19 protein-coding genes are annotated in these 21,695 nt (G+C 47.0%); 13 read left to right on the forward strand and 6 right to left on the reverse strand.

The window, feature by feature from the left end:
* The first annotated feature begins 209 nt into the window (after positions 1-209).
* Complete coding sequence (gene erm(F), locus DW800_RS08205) at positions 210-1,010, forward strand: 23S rRNA (adenine(2058)-N(6))-methyltransferase Erm(F) (RefSeq protein ID WP_004295323.1); 801 nt, start codon at positions 210-212, stop codon at positions 1,008-1,010.
* 197 nt (positions 1,011-1,207) lie between these two features.
* On the opposite strand, the gene mobV is transcribed toward erm(F), so the two are convergent.
* Positions 1,208-2,575: a MobV family relaxase gene (mobV, locus tag DW800_RS08210; RefSeq protein ID WP_119957966.1), complete on the reverse strand. Its 1,368-nt coding sequence runs from the start codon at positions 2,573-2,575 to the stop codon at positions 1,208-1,210.
* Positions 2,576-2,682: 107 nt separating this feature from the next.
* Between mobV and DW800_RS19645 the strand changes: the two genes are divergently transcribed.
* Complete coding sequence (locus tag DW800_RS19645) at positions 2,683-3,000, forward strand: hypothetical protein (RefSeq protein WP_155272781.1); 318 nt, start codon at positions 2,683-2,685, stop codon at positions 2,998-3,000.
* A 167-nt stretch (positions 3,001-3,167) separates the two neighbouring features.
* Here the strand turns inward: DW800_RS19645 and DW800_RS08220 are convergent, their stop codons facing one another.
* Together DW800_RS08220 and DW800_RS08225 are read right to left on the reverse strand one after the other, a co-directional pair.
* A complete protein-coding gene (locus DW800_RS08220; RefSeq protein WP_004293707.1) occupies positions 3,168-3,560 on the reverse strand; it encodes a hypothetical protein in 393 nt (130 codons plus the stop codon).
* Between the two features lie 17 nt (positions 3,561-3,577).
* A complete protein-coding gene (locus tag DW800_RS08225) occupies positions 3,578-4,810 on the reverse strand; it encodes a site-specific integrase (RefSeq protein ID WP_004293706.1) in 1,233 nt (410 codons plus the stop codon).
* Positions 4,811-5,595: 785 nt separating this feature from the next.
* On the opposite strand from DW800_RS08225, the gene tet(Q) reads away from it, so the two are divergent.
* The 8 genes from tet(Q) to DW800_RS08265 all read left to right on the forward strand — a co-directional run bounded on the left by tet(Q) (position 5,596) and on the right by DW800_RS08265 (position 16,045).
* The gene (gene tet(Q), locus DW800_RS08230; protein ID WP_002560998.1) at positions 5,596-7,521 is read left to right on the forward strand and encodes a tetracycline resistance ribosomal protection protein Tet(Q); all 1,926 of its coding nucleotides are present in this window, start codon (positions 5,596-5,598) and stop codon (positions 7,519-7,521) included.
* Complete coding sequence (locus tag DW800_RS08235; RefSeq protein WP_002560997.1) at positions 7,521-9,839, forward strand: ATP-binding protein; 2,319 nt, start codon at positions 7,521-7,523, stop codon at positions 9,837-9,839. Before tet(Q) ends, DW800_RS08235 begins: the two co-directional genes overlap by 1 nt.
* The gene (locus DW800_RS08240) at positions 9,832-11,154 is read left to right on the forward strand and encodes a sigma-54-dependent transcriptional regulator (protein WP_119957967.1); all 1,323 of its coding nucleotides are present in this window, start codon (positions 9,832-9,834) and stop codon (positions 11,152-11,154) included. Before DW800_RS08235 ends, DW800_RS08240 begins: the two co-directional genes overlap by 8 nt.
* A gap of 279 nt (positions 11,155-11,433) precedes the next feature.
* Entirely contained in the window at positions 11,434-11,856 is a 423-nt protein-coding gene (locus DW800_RS08245) for a dihydrofolate reductase family protein (RefSeq protein WP_002560995.1), read from the forward strand.
* Between the two features lie 238 nt (positions 11,857-12,094).
* Positions 12,095-12,697 carry an RteC domain-containing protein gene (locus DW800_RS08250; RefSeq protein ID WP_002560994.1) on the forward strand — a complete coding sequence of 201 codons (603 nt, stop codon included), beginning with the start codon at positions 12,095-12,097 and terminating at the stop codon, positions 12,695-12,697.
* A 140-nt stretch (positions 12,698-12,837) separates the two neighbouring features.
* Positions 12,838-14,289 (forward strand): ATP-binding protein, encoded by a 1,452-nt coding sequence (locus DW800_RS08255; protein WP_002560993.1) that lies wholly within the window; start codon positions 12,838-12,840, stop codon positions 14,287-14,289.
* Positions 14,290-14,298: 9 nt separating this feature from the next.
* On the forward strand, positions 14,299-15,462 hold the full coding sequence (locus DW800_RS08260) for a GNAT family N-acetyltransferase (RefSeq protein ID WP_002560992.1): 1,164 nt from the start codon (positions 14,299-14,301) through the stop codon (positions 15,460-15,462).
* A 16-nt stretch (positions 15,463-15,478) separates the two neighbouring features.
* Positions 15,479-16,045 (forward strand): hypothetical protein, encoded by a 567-nt coding sequence (locus tag DW800_RS08265; RefSeq protein WP_002560991.1) that lies wholly within the window; start codon positions 15,479-15,481, stop codon positions 16,043-16,045.
* A gap of 41 nt (positions 16,046-16,086) precedes the next feature.
* Here DW800_RS08265 and mobC read toward each other — a convergent pair whose 3' ends face one another.
* The 3 genes from mobC to mobA are packed head-to-tail and all read right to left on the reverse strand — an operon-like array spanning position 16,087 to position 19,781.
* A complete protein-coding gene (gene mobC, locus DW800_RS08270) occupies positions 16,087-18,096 on the reverse strand; it encodes a conjugal transfer protein MobC (RefSeq protein WP_002560990.1) in 2,010 nt (669 codons plus the stop codon).
* A 30-nt stretch (positions 18,097-18,126) separates the two neighbouring features.
* Positions 18,127-19,374 carry a conjugal transfer protein MobB gene (gene mobB, locus DW800_RS08275; RefSeq protein WP_002560989.1) on the reverse strand — a complete coding sequence of 416 codons (1,248 nt, stop codon included), beginning with the start codon at positions 19,372-19,374 and terminating at the stop codon, positions 18,127-18,129.
* A complete protein-coding gene (gene mobA / locus DW800_RS08280; protein ID WP_002560988.1) occupies positions 19,353-19,781 on the reverse strand; it encodes a conjugal transfer protein MobA in 429 nt (142 codons plus the stop codon). The genes mobB and mobA overlap by 22 nt, the downstream gene beginning before the upstream one ends.
* A 421-nt stretch (positions 19,782-20,202) precedes the next feature.
* On the opposite strand from mobA, the gene DW800_RS08290 reads away from it, so the two are divergent.
* From DW800_RS08290 to DW800_RS08300, 3 genes are read left to right on the forward strand one after another with little or no spacing between them, the layout of a single operon-like run.
* The gene (locus DW800_RS08290) at positions 20,203-20,454 is read left to right on the forward strand and encodes a hypothetical protein (protein WP_032529375.1); all 252 of its coding nucleotides are present in this window, start codon (positions 20,203-20,205) and stop codon (positions 20,452-20,454) included.
* 36 nt (positions 20,455-20,490) lie between these two features.
* Positions 20,491-21,252, forward strand: a complete 762-nt coding sequence (locus tag DW800_RS08295; protein WP_002560987.1) for a ParA family protein — start codon at positions 20,491-20,493, stop codon at positions 21,250-21,252.
* A gap of 2 nt (positions 21,253-21,254) precedes the next feature.
* A complete protein-coding gene (locus DW800_RS08300; RefSeq protein ID WP_002560986.1) occupies positions 21,255-21,695 on the forward strand; it encodes a DUF3408 domain-containing protein in 441 nt (146 codons plus the stop codon).

Below are 21,695 nucleotides of genomic sequence, written 5' to 3' on the forward strand. Positions count from 1 at the left end.
GCTATACGCAGGCAGGGATTTTAACCACTGAACTTCCTACGAAGAACTGAACTTTAAATTTACCACTTAACTGTCCTACGAAGCACGAAACCCCTGCTTGCGTATAGGTGATGTTATGCGGTCGGTTTTCATTTTCTCTTCTTTCTCGTTAATTTCTGCTGCAAAGTTACTAAATTTGCAGTCAAGTATTCACCTGTAAGAAGTTACTAATGACAAAAAAGAAATTGCCCGTTCGTTTTACGGGTCAGCACTTTACTATTGATAAAGTGCTAATAAAAGATGCAATAAGACAAGCAAATATAAGTAATCAGGATACGGTTTTAGATATTGGGGCAGGCAAGGGGTTTCTTACTGTTCATTTATTAAAAATCGCCAACAATGTTGTTGCTATTGAAAACGACACAGCTTTGGTTGAACATTTACGAAAATTATTTTCTGATGCCCGAAATGTTCAAGTTGTCGGTTGTGATTTTAGGAATTTTGCAGTTCCGAAATTTCCTTTCAAAGTGGTGTCAAATATTCCTTATGGCATTACTTCCGATATTTTCAAAATCCTGATGTTTGAGAGTCTTGGAAATTTTCTGGGAGGTTCCATTGTCCTTCAGTTAGAACCTACACAAAAGTTATTTTCGAGGAAGCTTTACAATCCATATACCGTTTTCTATCATACTTTTTTTGATTTGAAACTTGTCTATGAGGTAGGTCCTGAAAGTTTCTTTCCACCGCCAACTGTCAAATCAGCCCTGTTAAACATTAAAAGAAAACAGTTATTTTTTGATTTTAAGTTTAAAGCCAAATACTTAGCATTTATTTCCTGTCTGTTAGAGAAACCTGATTTATCTGTAAAAACAGCTTTAAAGTCGATTTTCAGGAAAAGTCAGGTCAGGTCAATTTCGGAAAAATTCGGTTTAAACCTTAATGCTCAAATTGTTTGTTTGTCTCCAAGTCAATGGGTAAACTGTTTTTTGGAAATGCTGGAAGTTGTCCCTGAAAAATTTCATCCTTCGTAGTTCAAAGTCGGGTGGTTGTCAAGATGATTTTTCTGGTTTGGTGTCGTCTTTTAAGCTGCCGCATAACATTGTGCTAACAGCGAAATCGGCTGTTATTTTCTTCAAGTATATCACCTTGCGAACAAATATAAAAAAAGTGCAGTACACCACGAACAGCGTACCGCACTTTTTTCGGCAAATCGGGCAGGATTTAACATTTATAGCTTGAATCCCTTGCCTTTCCTTTGCGGTTGTATAGGTCGGCGTATGTTCTGCCTTAACTTCTCGAACTGTTCCTTGAACCACTCGGCAATGGGCTTTCGGTCGATGGCAAGAACCAATTTAGTCCCGTCCGTGGGGTCTTTCAGCACTTGGAAACCTGCCCTTTCGGTCGTGAATTTCCGTCCGTGTTCCTCCGAGTAGAGTTCCCCTGCATACTCCAACGGCTTTCCCTTGACGAGCGTTGCGGTCTGCCTTTCATCGAACCCGACAAGGCGGCAGAGGTTTTCGATACGGAGCATTTCACGGAAATAGGGAAACCATGCTGCCGCCCTTGCGATTACCGTTTTCAGAAACGATATTTTCTGCTTGTGCCTTGTGTCCTTGTCGGCTATCTCCCTGCCGTGCTTTTGCTGCATTTCCCGTATCTCCCTGCTGTGGTCTGCCTGCATGGTCTGTATCCTATCTTGCAGGGCTTCGATGGTTTCCTCGTGGTCGGCTACCTCCTTATGCAGGGCGGTGTTCTCCCTTTCCAGCGTCTTGACCTTGTTACTGCCGAAAAGAGAACCGACGCTCTCGGCGATGTTGGCGGCTGCGGTGGTTGCCGCCCCTTTCAGCTTCTCGGTCTGTATTTCTTTTTTCGCCCGTCTTAGTTCCTCCTGTGCCGTTTCTTTCTGCTGCTGCAAATCCACCACTTCCGCTTTGAGGTCGTCGGAGAGTTTCTGTATATCCCGATAATACTGCTGCGTGGACTTGTGGCGAGCTTTCGAGCCGTCTATGCCCCTTTGCAGCCCGTATTTCGCCATCGCCACGGCATAGGTATCTTGGTAGGACTTCAATTTCAGCCGTGTCATAATATCGTCTGCGCACAGCCTCACGGTGTCGGTCGGCTTCTTGCGGTATCGCTTCTTCGTCTGTTCCTCCCTTTTCCTGCGCTTGCGCTCTCCCTTGACGATGGGGACGAGTGTAACGTGTATGTGCGGCGTTTCCTCGTCCCTGTGCAGGTGAGCCGCCACGATGTTCTCCTTTCCGAACGTGTCGGCGAAGTATTTCAGATTGTCGGCGCACCACTCGTCCAAACGCCCCTCTTCCTCTATCCGCTTCATGTCCTCGTGCGTTCCCGATACGTTGATGCGGATTGCCCGTACTTGGTTGCTTCCGATTTTGCGTGTCAGCCCCGCTTCTTCTAATCTCTGCTGTATAGCCGCCGAACGGTCTTTTATCCCGTCGGGGTATTCGATAAGCCTGCGGTTTAGGTGCGTGCGTGTGGGGTCGGCGTTCTTCGGTATGATGAAACGCTCGATATGTGCGGTCGTTCCGCTGTCGCTGCCGTGCGCCTTTTCCATGTGTAAAACTACGAAACCCATATATTTTTCCTTTCTTCCTTGACTTGTGAAACAATGATTTTTCGTATCTTCGGGGCGGCAAATGCCGTCCCCGATGGGGTGTGCAGAGGGGCTTACCCCTTGCCTTATTGGGGAATTTTCAGCGATACGTAGTATTGCGGCTCGGAAAATTCCCTAATAAGCTACGGTATTTTCTCCGTAAATACCCTGCGGCGTGCCGTCTGCCTGCCCGTCTGCCTTTCGGCTATGGCTGTCCCTGCCGCCTGCTTGCCCGTAACCCCACCTTATTTTTTTCCTTTCGGTCGGTGGGTGGCGGGGCGGTCGTTTCCGTTTTCAAAGGCTCTTTTGCACGGGGCGGTCGGATACAAGGTTTTCCCGATAAATACGCTCGCAGCGAAGCGAGAGGAAGATTTATTGGGAAACGGCGCAGCCGCCTGACCTTTTAGCCGACGTAAAGCCCCGTGCTTGCTTTGCCTTTGTAAACGAAAACGATTGCTCCGCTTTCCTCTGAAAAGAGAAATAGACCCTGCAATATATATCACCATAGTGATAGGTTTGCATGTTTGCATGCTGGTATGCTGGTACGTTTGCATGTTGGTATGTTGGTATATCATCATGCTTTCCAACGGCTGTTGGGCTTGCCGTCCGAAACAACCGACACGAATACCGTCGTTTTCTCTTTTCGCCCGTGTATAATCCTCTCTAATAATGCCCTGCGGACTTTCGCCGCCCCGAACGATTCGACACGGAAAGCGAGGGCGGCTATCGTTTCGAGGTTGTAAACCTCCGCGCTGTATTTGTCCGATAGGCGGATAATGTGCTTTATGTCATATATAGATAAAACTCCGCTTTTGCAGAGTGCCTTTATCCCTGCCCTAACCGTCGGGGCGATAACCCCGAACAGTTCGCAGATTTCCCGCTCGGTCATGGCGGTTGCGCCTATATCGCTCGGCAGGGAGATATTGCCCTGCCCGTCCATCGTGATAATGTTCCTTTCTTCTTTCATCGGTATTCTGTTCTTAATTAGATGGCTCGGCAGATATTCTTCTCCATATCTTCCAACTTGTGCGACAAGGTTTCCATGTCTTGGCTTATCTTCTGGGCGGTGATTTTGGCGTAAATTTGGGTGGTCTTTATGTTCGTGTGCCCCAAAAGGCGGCTCACCGTTTCGATGGGTACGCCGTGCGACAGAAGTACGGTCGTGGCGTTCGTGTGGCGTGCGACATGGTAGGTCAAGCGTACCTTGAAGCCGCATTGTCTGCCTATATCTTTGAGTATCTTGTTACAACTGCCGTTGTTCGGAACGGGGAAAACATGACCGTCCCTTGCCAGCCCCTTGTACTTCTCGATGATACGCTTGGGAACGTCCAAAAGGCGGATGTTCGATTCGGTGTTGGTCTTCTTTCTTCGGGTGATTATCCACAGGTTGCCGTCGAAGAATGTTTGCAGGCGGTCGGCGGTGAGGTTCTTCACGTCCGAATACGCCAAACCCGTGAAAACAGAAAAGACGAACAAGTCCCGTACAAGCTCGTGGGTGGCGTTCTTCATCGGTGCGTTCATGAGCGTCTGTATCTCCGTTTGGGTGAGGTAGCCCCTGTCCACGCTTTCGGGAGAGTTGATATATCCCGCAAAGGGATTAAAGGGCAAACGCCCGTCGTTCCTCGCTATGGAAACGATGTGTTTCAACACAATCATGTAGCCCCACACGGTATTGGTGCGGCATTTCTTCTCCGTGCGCAGAAAATACTCGAAGTCGTTGATGAACGTGAGGTTGAGTTCCTTTAATGGAATATCCTCACGCTTGTAGGTATGGGGCAGGAACTCCCGAATATGGTTGCAGACCGTCCGATAACGGGTAAATGTACCCTGCGCCCTGCTGTGCCCGACTTTCTTCTCGAACTCGGCGTTGTGCTGCTCGAACAGCTTCAGCAAAGTTTCCTGCTTGACGCCGATACCGAGATAGGCGTCTTTGAGTTTGGCGGCGGTAACATAACCGTCCGTCTGCATTAACTCTTGATAGCGGCGGTTTACTTCCACACGGATTTTATCTACCGCAAGGTTGATTCTCTGCGCTTCGACGCTCTTGCCCGAAGCACGGTTGTTCTTCACGTCCCACAGCCGTGGGGGAACGTCCATCTTGCAACTGAACTGTTTAATCTCGCCGTCCACCGTGATACGGCACATTAAAGGCAGGTTGCCGTTCGGCTTCTCGCTGCCTTTCTTCACGTAAAATAATACCTTGAATGTACTACGCATAACTCACTCCTTTTTTTGGTTACAAAATTAGTTATTAGTGAGTTACCGACTGCTATGCAAAATTACGCAAATCGCAGAAACAGAACCATTTAGCAAGAAATTCACACCCGTTACGGGGGTAATGAGGTGGTAACTGAACTTCTGCGCTGTTTGGCTTCGAGGTGGTATTTCGTTGGCTCTGTCCCATAGAAAAACAAAGCGTAACGAACGCTGTATCAGCTAATTCGCTACGTTTTACCCAAATTTACTTTTTCGCTATGTGTTTATTTTAGGTTATATACATTCATGTCCATTTATGTAAAAAATCCTGCTGACCTTGTTTATGTCTTGTCAGTCACCATTTGCAAAACCATATTTGACCCTCAAAGAGGCTGAATTTGATAAGCAACTTGCTACATACTCATAATAAGGAGCTAAATAGAACACGAATGGGAAATACTCAAATGCCAAACTAAAGAAGATATTGGCCAAAATAAACGTTATACCGAGAGAGAAACTTGATTTTTTTCAACTTCCTAAAACGTTGTTGTTCAAACATTTCTACTTATTTGTACTTACCAGTTGAACCTACGCTTCCCTAATAAAATGTCTATGGTAAAAAGTTAAAAAATCCTCCCACTTTTGTTAGATATATTTTTTTGTGTAATTTTGTAATCGTTATGCGGCAGTAATAATATACATATTAATACGAGTTAGTAATCCTGTAGTTCTCACATGCTACGAGGAGGTATTAAAAGGTGCGTTTCGACAATGCATCTATTGTAGTATATTATTGCTTAATCCAAATGAATATTATAAATTTAGGAATTCTTGCTCACATTGATGCAGGAAAAACTTCCGTAACCGAGAATCTGCTGTTTGCCAGTGGAGCAACGGAAAAGTGCGGCCGTGTGGATAATGGTGACACCATAACAGACTCTATGGATATAGAGAAACGTAGAGGAATTACTGTTCGGGCTTCTACGACATCTATTATCTGGAATGGAGTGAAATGCAATATCATTGACACTCCGGGACACATGGATTTTATTGCGGAAGTGGAGCGGACATTCAAAATGCTTGATGGAGCAGTCCTCATCTTATCCGCAAAGGAAGGCATACAAGCGCAAACAAAGTTGCTGTTCAATACTTTACAAAAACTGCAAATCCCGACAATTATATTTATCAATAAAATTGACCGTGACGGTGTGAATTTAGAGCGTTTGTATCTGGATATAAAAACAAATCTGTCTCAAGATGTCCTGTTTATGCAAACTGTTGTCGATGGATTGGTTTATCCGATTTGCTCCCAAACATATATAAAGGAAGAATACAAAGAATTTGTATGCAACCATGACGACAATATATTAGAACGATATTTGGCGGATAGCGAAATTTCACCGGCTGATTATTGGAATACGATAATCGATCTTGTGGCAAAAGCCAAAGTCTATCCGGTACTACATGGATCAGCAATGTTCAATATCGGTATCAATGAGTTGTTGGACGCCATCTCTTCTTTTATACTTCCTCCAGAATCAGTCTCAAACAGACTTTCAGCTTATCTCTATAAGATAGAGCATGACCCCAAAGGACATAAAAGAAGTTTTCTAAAAATAATTGACGGAAGTCTGAGACTTCGAGACATTGTAAGAATCAACGATTCGGAAAAATTCATCAAGATTAAAAATCTAAAGACTATTTATCAGGGCAGAGAGATAAATGTTGATGAAGTGGGGGCCAATGATATCGCGATTGTAGAAGATATGGAAGATTTTCGAATCGGAGATTATTTAGGTACTAAACCTTGTTTGATTCAAGGGTTATCTCATCAGCATCCCGCTCTCAAATCCTCCGTCCGGCCAGACAGGTCCGAAGAGAGAAGCAAGGTGATATCCGCTCTGAATACATTGTGGATTGAAGACCCGTCTTTGTCCTTTTCCATAAACTCATATAGTGATGAATTGGAAATCTCGTTATATGGTTTGACACAAAAGGAAATCATACAGACATTGCTGGAAGAACGATTTTCCGTAAAGGTCCATTTTGATGAGATCAAGACTATCTACAAAGAACGACCTGTAAAAAAGGTCAATAAGATTATTCAGATCGAAGTGCCACCCAACCCTTACTGGGCCACAATAGGGCTGACGCTTGAACCCTTGCCGTTAGGGACAGGGTTGCAAATCGAAAGTGACATCTCCTATGGTTATCTGAACCATTCTTTTCAAAATGCCGTTTTTGAAGGGATTCGTATGTCTTGCCAATCTGGTTTACATGGATGGGAAGTGACTGATCTGAAAGTAACTTTTACTCAAGCCGAGTATTATAGCCCGGTAAGTACACCTGCTGATTTCAGACAGCTGACCCCTTATGTCTTCAGGCTGGCCTTGCAACAGTCAGGTGTGGACATTCTCGAACCGATGCTCTATTTTGAGTTGCAGATACCCCAAGCGGCAAGTTCCAAAGCTATTACAGATTTGCAAAAAATGATGTCTGAGATTGAAGACATCAGTTGCAATAATGAGTGGTGTCATATTAAAGGGAAAGTTCCATTAAATACAAGTAAAGACTACGCCTCAGAAGTAAGTTCATACACTAAGGGCTTAGGCGTTTTTATGGTCAAGCCATGCGGGTATCAAATAACAAAAGGCGATTATTCTGATAATATCCGCATGAACGAAAAAGATAAACTTTTATTCATGTTCCAAAAATCAATGTCATCAAAATAATGGAGCGGTCAGGAAATTTCTATAAGGCAATACAGTTGGGATATATACTTATCTCCATTCTTATCGGATGTATGGCATATAATAGCCTCTATGAATGGCAGGAGATAGAAGCATTAGAACTTGGCAATAAAAAAATAGACGAGCTCCGAAAAGAAATAAACAATATCAATATTCAAATGATAAAATTTTCTCTATTGGGTGAAACAATACTGGAATGGAACGATAAAGATATCGAGCATTACCATGCACGGCGTATGGCAATGGACAGTATGCTCTGCCGTTTCAAGGCCACCTATCCAGCAGAGCGCATCGATAGTGTGCGCAGTCTTTTAGAGGATAAGGAACGACAGATGTTCCAGATAGTCCGGTTAATGGATGAACAACAATCTATTAACAAGAAGATAGCCAATCAAATTCCGGTTATTGTGCAGAAAAGTGTGCAGGAACAGTCCAAAAAGCCAAAACGAAAAGGTTTCTTGGGCATCTTTGGCAAAAAAGAGGGAACGAAGCCAACGACAACAACGACTACGCTCCGTTCATCCAATAGAAACATGGTCAACGAACAGAAAGCGCAGAGCCGTCGATTGTCAGAACAAGCCGATAGTCTTGCTGCCCGTAATGCAGAACTTAACAGACAACTGCAAGGATTGATTTGCCAAATCGAAAAGAAGGTACAATCTGATTTACAAAATAGAGAAAGCGAGATAACAGCGATGCGTAAAAAATCATTTATGCAGATAGGCGGCTTGATGGGATTTGTTCTTTTGCTGTTGGTCATTTCCTATATCATCATACACCGTGATGCAAAGAACATTAAACGATACAAACGCAAGACAACGGATTTGATCGAGCAATTGGAACAGTCCGTGCAACAAAATGAGGTACTCATAACCTCCCGAAAGAAAGCGGTACATACTATTACCCATGAGTTGCGTACACCACTGACGGCAATAACTGGCTATACCGAACTTTTGCGGAAAGAATGCAATAGCGGTAATAATGGGCAATATATCCGAAATATACTGCAATCCTCCGACCGTATGCGGGATATGCTCAACACTTTGCTTGACTTCTTCCGCCTGGACAACGGCAAGGAACAGCCCCGTCTGTCACCCTGCCGGATTTCTGCAATCACGCACACACTTGAAACGGAGTTCATTCCTGTTGCAGTGAACAAAGGGTTGTCCTTGTCCGTGAAGACTGGACACGATGCCATTGTATTGACCGACAAAGAGCGAATAATACAAATCGGGAATAACCTGCTGTCAAACGCAGTCAAGTTCACAGAAGAAGGCGGTGTTTCTTTGATTACTGAATATGATAATGGAGTTCTGACACTGGTCGTTGAAGATACAGGTACAGGCATGACAGAAGAGGAACAGAAACAAGCGTTCGGTGCGTTTGAACGTCTATCAAATGCCGCCGCAAAGGAGGGTTTCGGGCTTGGGCTTGCCATAATGCGTAATATTGTGTCGATGCTTGGCGGAACAATCCGTTTGGACAGCAAGAAAGGGAAAGGCAGTCGTTTCACAGTTGAAATTTCTATGCAGGAAGCTGAAGAACAGCTTGGATATACAAGCAATACACCTGTTTATCATAACAATAAATTCCATGATGTTGTCGCCATTGACAATGATGAGGTATTACTTCTGATGCTGAAAGAGATGTACTCCCAAGAAGGAATACACTGCGACACTTGCACCGATGCTGCGGAACTGATGGAAATGATACGCCAGAAAGAATACAGCCTGTTGCTGACAGACTTGAATATGCCCGGTATAAACGGTTTCGAATTACTGGAACTGTTGCGTTCGTCCAACGTGGGCAATTCACCAACAATCCCGGTGGTTGTGGCAACCGCTTCGGGCAGTTGTAACAAAGGGGAACTATTGGCAAAAGGCTTTGCCGGATGCCTGTTCAAGCCGTTCTCCATATCGGAGTTGATGGAGGTTTCCGACAGGTGTGCCATAAAAGAAACACCGGACGGGAAACCGGATTTTTCAGCTTTGCTGTCTTACGGCAATGAAGCCGTTATGCTGGAAAAGTTGATGACGGAAACTGAAAAAGAGATGCAGACAATACGGGAAGCGGCAACAGAAAAAGACCTGCAAAAGCTGGATTCCCTGACACACCACCTGCGCAGCTCGTGGGAGGTGCTACGTGCCGACCAACCGCTAAATGTACTTTACAGATTGCTTCATGGCGATGTACTCCCGGATGGTGAAGCGTTAAGCCATGCCGTGACTGCCGTGCTGGATAAGGGAGCGGAAATAATCCGGTTGGCAGAAGAGGAAAGGAGAAAATACGAAGATGGATAAGACAACAATAATTGTGGTAGAAGACAATATCGTGTACTGCGAGTTTGTCTGCAACATGCTGGCGCGGGAGGGCTACCGCACCGTGAAGGCTTACCACCTCTCAACCGCGAAGAAACATCTACAACAGGCGACAGATAATGACATCGTGGTTGCCGACCTGCGCCTGCCTGACGGTAACGGCATTGACCTTTTGCGCTGGATGCGAAAGGAGGGAAAGATGCAGCCCTTCATCATTATGACCGACTACGCCGAAGTTAATACCGCCGTGGAAAGCATGAAACTCGGCTCGATAGACTATATTCCCAAACAGCTTGTGGAGGATAAACTTGTCCCCCTGATCCGTTCCATACTGAAAGAACGTCAGGCAGGACAACGCCGTATGCCTGTGTTCGCCCGTGACGGTTCCGCATTTCAGAAAATCATGCACCGTATAAGGCTGGTAGCCGCTACCGATATGAGCGTGATGATATTCGGAGAGAACGGCACGGGTAAGGAACATATTGCCCACCACCTGCACGACAAGAGCAAGCGGGCAGTCAAGCCATTCGTGGCGGTGGACTGCGGTTCACTCACCAAAGAGCTTGCGCCCTCGGCCTTCTTCGGACACGTCAAGGGAGCGTTTACAGGAGCAGATTGTGCCAAGAAAGGATATTTCCATGAGGCGGAAGGCGGCACGCTGTTTCTGGACGAGGTAGGAAACCTCGCGTTGGAAACCCAACAGATGTTGCTCCGCGCCATACAGGAGAGGCGGTATCGCCCGGTCGGAGACAAGGCAGACAGGAGTTTCAATGTCCGCATCATCGCCGCCACCAACGAGGATCTGGAAGCGGCAGTGAGTGAAAAGCGTTTTCGGCAGGATCTTCTGTACCGCCTGCACGACTTCGGGATAACCGTTCCTCCGTTGCGTGACTGTCAGGAAGACATCATGCCGCTGGCAGAGTTCTTCCGTGATATGGCAAACAGAGAGCTGGAGTGTAGCGTGAGCGGGTTCAGTTCCGAAGCACGTAAAGCGTTGCTGACACACGCATGGCCGGGCAACGTGTGGGAACTTCGGCAGAAAGTTATGGGTGCTGTATTGCAGGCGCAGGAAGGTGTTGTCATGAAAGAGCATCTGGAACTTGCCGTGACGAAACCGACCTCTACTGTCAACTTCGCCCTGCGCAATGACGCGGAGGATAAGGAGCGGATATTGCGTGCGTTGAAACAGGCAAACGGCAACCGGAGTGTCGCCGCCGAACTGCTCGGAATAGGCAGGACAACACTATACAGCAAACTTGAAGAGTATGGACTTAAATATAAATTCAAGCAATCATAGCCTGTAATTCACTGAATTTGGCTATCTTTGCATAACATTTGAGAAAAACGGCGATTGGCAGGAGCTTTTCGCCGCCAACATATAGGATAAGACCGCAAGGCGTTTCAAGCGAAAATCTGGTAAATTGGAACTACGGAGACGATTGCGTGATGCTTATGCTATGCTTACGCATAGCGTGCATTCACGTACTCTCCGTAAAGGCTTTACCAGAGCCATCGCTTGAAGGTAGTGTGAATTGCACGCTACTTTTTTGCCCTTGCCTAATGAAAGGTAACGATTATGGGTAAAGTTCAGATTCTCGCCGTACTGACGATGGACGGATGTCTTTCTTCAGAGTTATATTATAAAGCACATCAGGATTTGTGCCTTGACCGTTGCGGTCTTGATGAAATCAGGAAGAACGCCCTTTACCGCGTGACACCAGACTATTCCATTTCAATGCTGCACGAATGGAGAAAAGACGGCACAAACATCCGTTACCTCGCGGAAGCCACACCGGACACGGCAGACTATATAAACGGACTACTGCGTATGCACGCTGTGGATGAAATCATACTATACACCGTTCCTTTCATATCCGGAAGCGGACGACATTTTTTTAAGTCGGCTCTGCCAGAGCAACACTGGACGCTTTCCTCTTTGAAAAGTTTTCCCAACGGTGTATGCCGCATTATCTACATCCTTGATAAAAAAGCAAGATAGCCAAAATGTGCGGCAAGCATACATTTTTATTTTCAAGAATAGAATAAATGTTCTGATTACAAACAATTTAAGTCGGAGATAATTTGTCCCTGTGAAAAAATATTGAATTTTATACCACTGAAATACAACACTTTGTAAAATTGAGCGTTGGATTTTTTGTTTTCTGCCGCGTTTTTTGCCAATTATATTCATGTGCGCATACCGAAAACAGAGTGTAAAATTTCAAAATTGACAGGACATGAATTATTTTTTATTGGCGGAAACCGAGTTCTTCCGCCGGATAAACGAAGCCGGAGACTGCAATATGGAAAAAGCATACACGGCTTTCGCCACCCAAGTAATAGAACTGTGCAACGGCGGCATGGACATGAACCTTACCGTCATCGCGCTTGCCTACATCGAAATCGAGTTGCAGCACCATCCGGTGCGTAATCTGTCAGAAGAAAGAAGAGAGATTGCCGCCTACGTCAGCAAGGCTCTGTCTTTCGTAAGAAAGATGCAGAAATTCCTTGCCACGCCCCAAGTGCCACCACTAATATCCGCCAACAACGCAACAGAAACCACCGCCAGCCTTCTTTGGACGGGCAACGCCATCGACCTCGTGGAACTTATCTACGGCATAGACGAGATGGGCTGTATCAACAACGGCAATATGCCGCTAAAACAGCTCGCCCCGATTCTCTACAAGATATTCGGTATTGAGTCGAAGGATTGCTACCGCTTCTATACCGACATCAAACGTCGGAAAAACGAAAGCCGTACCTATTTCCTCGACAAGATGCAGGAGAAACTGAACGAGAGAATGCTGCGCGATGAAGAGCTGGAACGTATGAGAAGATAAAATCAGGTATAAGCGGGAGAATGGTATCATGCTGTTCTCCCGTTTGAGTAAAATCTATACGAAAAAGGGCGTTTTCGGCGCGCTATTGCCCCGAATTTCAGCGAAAAACGCTATCTTTGTACAATTGTTACGAATTGAATATGAACATAGACAACCTCGATATAGTAAAACAACTGATAGCCGAAAAGGAAAACGGGCAGGTGGAGTTCAAGGAAACCACCGGGCAGTTGGAGCGCGGCATGGAAACGCTCTGCGCTTTCCTTAACAGCGAAGGTGGCACGGTGTTGTTCGGTGTGACCGACAAAGGAAAGATCATCGGGCAGGAAGTGAGCGACAAGACGAAGCGTGATATTGCGGAAGCCATCCGGCGTTTTGAACCATTTGCCACACTCGAAGTTTCGTATATCAGTATCCAAAATACAGACAAGAGTGTGATAGCCTTGTCTGCGGACAGCCAACGTTATATGCGTCCGTTCTCCTATAAGGGACGGGCTTATCTTCGATTGGAGAGCGTGACATCCTCCATGCCGCAAGACGTATATAACCAACTGCTTATGCAGCGAGGTGGGAAATACGCTTGGGAGGCGATGACGAATCCCGACATCAAAGTTACTGACCTTGATGAACATGCCATTATGGGAGCGGTACGTGGAGGCATCCGGTGCGGTCGCCTACCCGAAGCCACCATAAGGGAGGATTTGCCGACCATACTCGAAAAATTCAACCTGTTACATGACGGAAAACTGAATAATGCTTCCGCAGTCTTGTTCGGTCGTGATTTTTACTTCTATCCCCAGTGCCTGCTTCGGTTGGCGCGTTTCAAAGGAACTACAAAAGACGAGTTTATAGACAATCAGCGTACCACTGGCAATATCTACACACTGCTGGACACTGCAATGTCGTTCTTTTTCAAGCATCTTTCCCTTTCGGGCAAAGTTGAAGGCTTGTATCGGGAGGAAGAGCTTGAGATTCCTTACAAGGCATTGAGGGAATGCTGCACAAATGCCCTTTGCCACCGCTCATACCACCGTCCCGGCAGTTCGGTAGGAATTGCCATCTATGATGACCGTGTGGAGATTGAGAACAGTGGAACTTTTCCGCCGGATATAACAATGGAAAAGTTATTGAGCGGGCATAATTCAGAACCTCAAAACCTGATTATTGCGAATGTTCTGTATAAAAGCGAGGTTCTGGAAAGCTGGGGACGAGGCATCGGGCTTATGATAAGCGAATGCCGGCGTGTCGGCATTCCCGATCCGGAGTTTCATACAGATGGAAATAGTGTATGGGTTATTTTCCGCTATACCCGAAAAACTGTGGGGCACGACCCGACAATTACCCGACAGTTACCCCACAGTCACCCCACAGTTACCCCACAGGTGGAAAAGGTGTTGTCTGCAATCGGCACACAGACACTTTCAACCAAAGAGATTATGTGTGTGATAGGATTAAAGGACAAAAGTAATTTTTTAGAACTATATCTGTATCCAGCCATAAGGCAGAATTTGGTAGAGCCTATTTACCCGGAAAATCCGAAACATCCCCGGCAGAAATATCGTCTTACCGATAAAGGAAAAGAACTGTTGATATAATAACGGGGTATGGTGGCGAAAAAGAAGAAACAACAGGGGCATTACTGTCGGATTTGTAGCGAGTACAAAGCCAACGAGCAATTCAGCGGCAAAGGACACTCGCGGCATATCTGCAAGGAATGCCGGTCGCTTCCCGATGATGTGAAGGCGGACATGGTGCGCTGTAACGAGGTGGAACGAGCCGTTTTCAAATGCCCGATGAGCCGTCAGGACTGGGAACTGCTGGAAAAATATGCCAAGAAGTACAAGGACAAGGAATCCGGGCAGTTCGCGCAGGATATGTTGGACATGAAACGGGGCAATCAGACACCGGACGAGGATATGGAAGAGGATGATGTTTTAATAGAAGGCATCTATGAAGAGGAAACCATACCATTTGCCGAACTGGAGGATGACATCCGTTATCAGTTGGAAGAATTGTTGGCGGACAACATCAACGAGTTCATGATACACAAGAATTACATTCCCGAAGGCAAGGAACTGAAAGACATCAACGAATGGGTCATGAAAGAAACCCGTGACACCTTTTTTATAAAGGTTATTCCCGATGCCGCTTATGACAGTCTGGTGGAAGAAACGATCAACAGGCTTGTGAAGGAATGGAAAGAGGACGGATTTGAGATAAAGACCTATTCCGCATCGCTGGTCGTCATGGAAACGGAACGGCTGCTTATCCGCAGGATAACCCGTAAGGATATGGACGCACTCCTTGCCATAATGGGAAAGCCGGAAGTCATGTACGCTTGGGAACACGGCTTTACCAAAAAGGACGTGCGCAAATGGATAAACAGGCAACTCATCCGATACCGCAAGGACGGGTTCGGATATTTTGCCGTCATACTGAAAGAAAGCGGCGCATTGATAGGACAAGCCGGTCTGATGAATAGTACCCTAAACGGGAACGAGACTGTCGAGCTTGGCTATATACTCGATAACACATACTGGCATAACGGTTACGGTACGGAAGCCGCCCGCGCGTGTTTGGAATACGCCTTTGGAGAGCTGGAACTGAAAACTGTCTGTTGCAGTATCCGACCGGAAAACGTGGCATCCATCCGTGTGGTTGAAAGGCTGGGAATGACCTTGTGCGACAACCATACAATAATATACAACGAAAAAGAAATGCCGCATCAGATATATGTGGCAACCAATAGTAAATCCTATATCTTATAAGCGAAATCACTCAACAATGAAAACAAATAATATTAATTTATTTTGCGATATAGTTACTCAAAGGTCAGGAGAACATTCTTGCGCTATAAATATTTTGTTGCAACAACAATTATATGGGCAGGTAATATCTATTCTGCGTCAAGAATTAGATTCTATGGTAAGAGTTATGTTTTTGTTGTCAATTAGCGACTTAAACCTTAGAGAGCATTTTATAAACCAAACTTTGGAGGGAATAAAATGGTCTTATCCCAATACAAAGAAAGTCGTGACCGATAAACAAATGGTGGATTTAGCTGATAAATTTTATGGCTGGCCTTTTTTTGTTTATAAATTAGGATGCGCTTTTATTCATCTTTCAGCAATGGTATATTATAAAAACAGTAATCCATTTTTGCTTTTATCTGTTTCAGAAAGAAATGACATCACAAGGTTTTTACATCAATATCATAGTTTCCCGTTAGAGTTGGAATTGAATTTGGAAAATATCATCCCATATCTTGATAAAGTATTTAATAAAGTTTCAAGTAACTTAGCATGTTACATTGAAGATTTACGTCAAAATAAACTTTTGGAGGAATATTAAAATAAGGGAGGATTTTAGCTATCCTCCCTTATTTTAATAGGTTACTTCTGCTGCAACAGATGCTTCAGGTTGTCATCGCCCGCGATGCGCTCCAATTCCTCCTGAACAATCTGCTTCACCTCCTCCTTGATGCGCCGGTAATTTGCCTGCACCGTTTCCTTCATGCGGTCGTTGCCGTCTGCGTCAGTGAAATCGGTAATAACGGGGATTTTCTTGTAGGCACTTTCCTCCCGTTTTACCTTATCGGCATCCACCACAATCTCGCAGTGGAAAATCTTCTGTTCGATACGCTCGTTGAAGTTGTCGGACACCGAACCGACAAACATTCCCTGCGTCAAACCGGAAATCTTGCTGGGCGGGATAAGCGCGTCCATCTGCGTGTTAATGGAGGTGGAAACATCCTGCCGGTTGATGGAGATAGACTGCCGTTTCTGCAACACCTTACCGAATCGTTCCGATAGTGTCTTTGCCGTTTCACCTACCACCTGCCCGGAGAAAATGTTACCGACCGTATTCATCACCACTTTCGCCTCCTTATCACCGTAGTCGCGCACCAGCTGGCTGAAATCCTGAAATCCCAGACACACGGCAACCTTGTTGCTTCGGGCGGTAGCTATAAGATTGTCCAACCCTTTGAAATATATCGTCGGCAGCTCGTCTATGATGACCGACGACTTCAGCATCCCCTTCTTATTGATGAGCTTCACGATGCGGGAGTTATACAATCCGAGAGCCGCCCCGTAGATATTCTGACGGTCGGGATTGTTGCCCACGCATAGGATTTTCGGCTCTTCGGGATTGTTGATGTCCAGCGTAAACTCGCTGTCCGACATCACCCAATAGAGCTGCGGTGAAATCATCCTCGAAAGCGGAATTTTTGCCGACGCTATCTGCCCCATGAGCTGCTCCGCAGCCCCTCCGAGCCACGCATCCATGAACGGGGAAAGGTAGTTCTCCAGTTCGGGATAGGAAGTCAGTATCGGAAAAATATCCTCGTAGCGGCGGTTCAAAAATTCGATGGCATGGGGAAACGTGCAATATTTCCCGTTCTGATAGATTTTAAGATACCATATAATACTGGCGAACAAAATGATAGGTGATTCCACAAAGAAGTCACCCTGCTTTTGCACCCACGTTTTATTGAGGTTGAGCATTATTGTATAGGCACTCTCGTAGGCGTCCGTAATATCTTCCATAAAATCCGGGTGAATGGGATTGCACCGATGAGAGCGTCGCGGGTCGTCGAAGTTGATCACATAGAACTTCGGCTTCACCTTGTAGCCGTCAGGGTGGTTCAGCAGATGATTGTAGGCAATGGTGGACAAGTCGCTGAATTTGAAGTCATACACGTACATCAAGAAGCCCTTTTCAATCTGTTGCTTGATAAAATTGTTTACCACGGCGTATGACTTGCCGCTGCCCGGCGTACCCAACACGATGGACGCACGGAAGGGATTCACCACATTGATCCAACCGTTGTTCCAACGCTTTTTGTAATAGAAGCGTGTCGGCAAATTGACCGAATACTCGCTTTCGATGAGTCTTGTTTCCTGCATGAAACTCTCGTTCTCGTTGTTGAAAACATCCTCCATCAAATTGTGTTTCAACAGACGGCTCATCCACAGACCTCCCATCAACAGGCAGACATAGCCCGTACCGATGGTAAGGACATACAGCCCCATCACCGCCTCAATCGGAAGCGGCAGAGCCAGTATCCACCAGTTTAGGAAAAACAGCACGGACCCGGCGGCGAGTGCCGTCCATATTCTTCCCCAAGTGATTTTCTCTCCCTTGACCCCCTTTGTACCCAGACAGGACAGGGCAAGCAGCAGGACGGCAAACAGCTTTGTGTACAGTATGGAATGGAACAGCCCCGCCGTGCGGTCGAAGTTCAGAAGGATTCTGTCCACCACACCGATGTTCACGCCCCACAGCCGGATGACTTCGTAACAGAACCAGTACACGTTCATAACCACTAAAATAATACTCACGGCACGCAGAAAATCCATGATTTTCGCCAATGCCCTCAAATCGTCTTCTTGTTGTGACATACATTGATTTTTTAATTGTTGATACTCCGATTACAAACCCAAGCCCTTGCGCTTTTTCTTCTTTTTGCGCTTCATCGCCCGGATGAAAGCCTTTTCCTCAGCATCTACCGCCGGACCTTCGGGAGTGAGCAAGCCCATTCCGCCCGATACGTCTTCACGGTCGTATGCGGTCTGTCCGTATGCCTTGTCCGCAGCATCCATAGGGATGGATAACGGTATCGGCGGTTGTCCGGCGTATGGCAGGGTGAAGTGTTCCTGCAAGGCATTCGCCGAAAGCTCCTTGCCCATGCGAGAGCCGTTCAGTACACATCCTGTGCGGTGGTCGATAAACGTCGCTCCATAGATACGCCCTTCATCCGTGTAGCGCAGTACGGTGTCGATGCCCTTCTCTTTGAGTTGGGATACAAATTTGTCCTTGTCATAAGTGCCTTGCAGCACGGAAAGAACGGTGCGTTTCGTCATGTCGGCGAGCTTCCTGTCCTTAATCTCTGATTTGGAACGGATAAATTTTCTCTGTACGGCTTCATAACCTGCGGACTTCCCGAAAAGCGAGGACTTGAACGGGTTGCCCACCTTGTTACCCTTGTCGTCCGTGACGGAATAAACCAGCCCGTGATACTCCCGTCCGCGCACGTTGCCTCTCGCTTCCTCCACCGTCATATTATATAAGGAAAGGAGCGCACGGTATTCGCCCATCGTCTGAAAACGGTACTGCCCGTTCAGAGCCTTCACAGTGCCAGCCACCTGCTTCTTCACATCACCTGCCGATGCGTCCACCTTGCTTAGCGGCGTGTCAAGCCGGCGGTTCCTGCGCTCCGCGCCGTGCAGCCCGTATTTCTTCTCCAGCTCACGGGTGATTTGTTTGCTACGATAGTAGTTGTTCTTGTCGCTGATACATTTCCCGTTATCGTCCACCCGCACCGTCACGATGTGCAGGTGGTGGCGGTCGATGTCCTCGTGCTTGAAAACAAGATAAGGCTGGTTGCCGAAACCGAGTTTTTCCAGATACTCGCGGGCTATATCCTGCAATTCCGCATCGGTCAACACATCCTCCGGATGTGGGTTGAGCGAAATATGCACCACCGGCTTCTCCACCTTCATCTGTGGCGGCATGAAGGTGAGAAAACCCTCCATCGCCTTGTTGATGTCCACCTTTCCCGAACCGTCATTGTAGATGCGGTTGGTCGTAAGCAACCGCCCCTGCGCCTCGTTAATCTTCTCCCCGTTATAGGCAATCGCGCCGTACAACGAGTTTCCTACACTGATTTTTGCGACCATTTCGCCTCCATTTCCCTTGAAAGTTCCACAATCCGGCGGCTCAGTTTCACGAGTTCGACGGTGTGTTGCTCTAATTTGTAGAGCAACGCCATCGCCTTTTTCTCTGAAAAATGCAGCCTCAGTTCCTTCACGACTTGGTTGTAATTCGTACCCACGGCGCGGAACTGCGCATGAAAATCCGATAGCTTGGTGTAATAGTCCACCAGCGTCTTGTCCACCTTCAGCACCTTGAACGGCTGTCCGAAGAAGTGCGCTTTGAGGAAAACCGACCGTGCATAGACACCCGATTTTCCGAACATGGCGAGGAAACGATTGTGTTCCTCCTCGTTGAAACGGACGGTGTAACGGTACACCGCCGGATCAAGTTTGGGATTTCTCCCTGCTTTGCTTTTCCTTTTCTCTTTCATATTACTTTGGATTTAGCGGATTGACGGCATAAGCCGCCGCTTCGGATCACAGCACCGCAGTTCTGAAAGGCTTTCCGACTTCGGAGGGAAAGCCCGCCCCCTGCAAGGGCAAGGCGTTTTCCGGGATGCTCAAAATATTTTGAGCGGCTGAAAACATACCTTGCTATGTTCAGGTGAACATAAAAATCCGTCAGGGGACGGATGGGAAGATACCTTTCAGGACTCCGGGCCGCGCACCATCGGCGAACCCTGCTGTCCGGGGGGCAAAGTTACGCCCTTAAAGCTGTATTGGACAGATGCTTGACCCGGTCAATGACTGCCAACCGGCGCAACGTGCTGCCACTTGCCGGAGAAGTGATACAGGTTCCAAAATATACTTGTTTATTTGCAGCATGATTCAAGAAACGAACGATTTGAAAATATGAGAAAAGGAACATTCAAATACCCGGACAATCGCTTCGGCGGATACTTGCCGAAGCGGATACCCGAACCGTCGGAACCCCGGTTATCCGACAATCTGGTGAAGTACAGATTCAATGACTTCATGACGCAGTGTCGTCATTCATCACTTGTTCGCCGCACCGCTTCACCACAGAACCGGATACGCGATGACCCGCCCATGTGTCTGTTCACTGAAGCGGATAATGTAGCAACCAAATCCGCATATAAATAGAAAAAGAAATCTTCAACAATTAAAATAAATGGAACTATGAGTAAGGAAATCTTCGTTGCATTCGCAACACAGAAAGGTGGCATCGGCAAATCCACTGTCACGGCACTTGCCGCCAGCTACCTGCACAACGTGAAAGGCTACAATGTCGCCGTCGTGGACTGCGACGACCCGCAGCACAGCATCCACGGGCTGCGCGAACACGAAATGGGGCTTATCGACAGCAGCACCTACTTCAAGGCTCTCGCTTGCGACCATTTCCGCCGGATGAAAAAGAACGCCTACACCATCGTCAAGAGCAATGCGGTGAACGCCCTCGACGATGCCGAGAGGATGATTGCCACTGAGGACGTGAAACCCGACGTGGTGTTCTTCGACATGCCCGGCACACTCCGTAGTAACGGCGTGATAAAGACGCTCTCGCAGATGGACTACATCTTCACTCCGCTGAGTGCCGACCGCTTTGTTGTGGAGAGTACCCTGAAATTCGTCACAATGTTCCGCGACAGGCTGATGACTACCGGACAGGCGAAAACAAAGGGGCTTTATCTGTTTTGGACGATGGTGGACGGCAGGGAGAGGAACGACCTGTACGGCATCTACGAGGAAGTGATAGCCGAAATGGGCTTTCCGGTACTTTCCACCCGCTTGCCCGACAGCAAGAAGTTCCGCCGTGACCTTTCGGAAGAGCGCAAGAGCGTTTTCCGCTCCACCATCTTCCCGATGGACACGGCACTGCTGAAAGGGAGTGGCATCCGGGAGTTTTCCGAAGAGATAAGCGACATCATCAGACCGCAGTGAGCATGGGCAGCAGGAAAGTGAACACGGAAGGCATCGACGAGGAACTGCTGTTAGCTTCCATCGGGCGGCGCACACAGGACGGGACACTGCGCCCCGCACAGGAAGTACCCGCAGCTGCACCGACCGAAGAGGACACCGCCGCACCGGAACCACCTCCTGTGCAACCAGTAACACGGGAAAAAGCGCAGAGGGAAAGTGGCCGCCGGAAAAGGCAGGATGAGGACTATAACGAGCTGTTCCTGCGCCGCAACGAGATAAAGACCCGCCAGTGTGTCTATATCAGCCGCGATGTCCACGGCAAAATCCTCAGAATCGTGAACGACATCGCCGGAGGTGAAATCTCGGTGGGCGGCTATGTGGATACCGTGCTGCGCCAACATCTGGAACAGCACAAGGAGAGAATCAACGAACTGTACAAGAAACAACGTGAAGATCTGATTTGA

Source organism: Bacteroides sp. AM32-11AC (assembly GCF_003603515.1).
Taxonomy (GTDB): Bacteria; Bacteroidota; Bacteroidia; order Bacteroidales; family Bacteroidaceae; genus Bacteroides; species Bacteroides uniformis.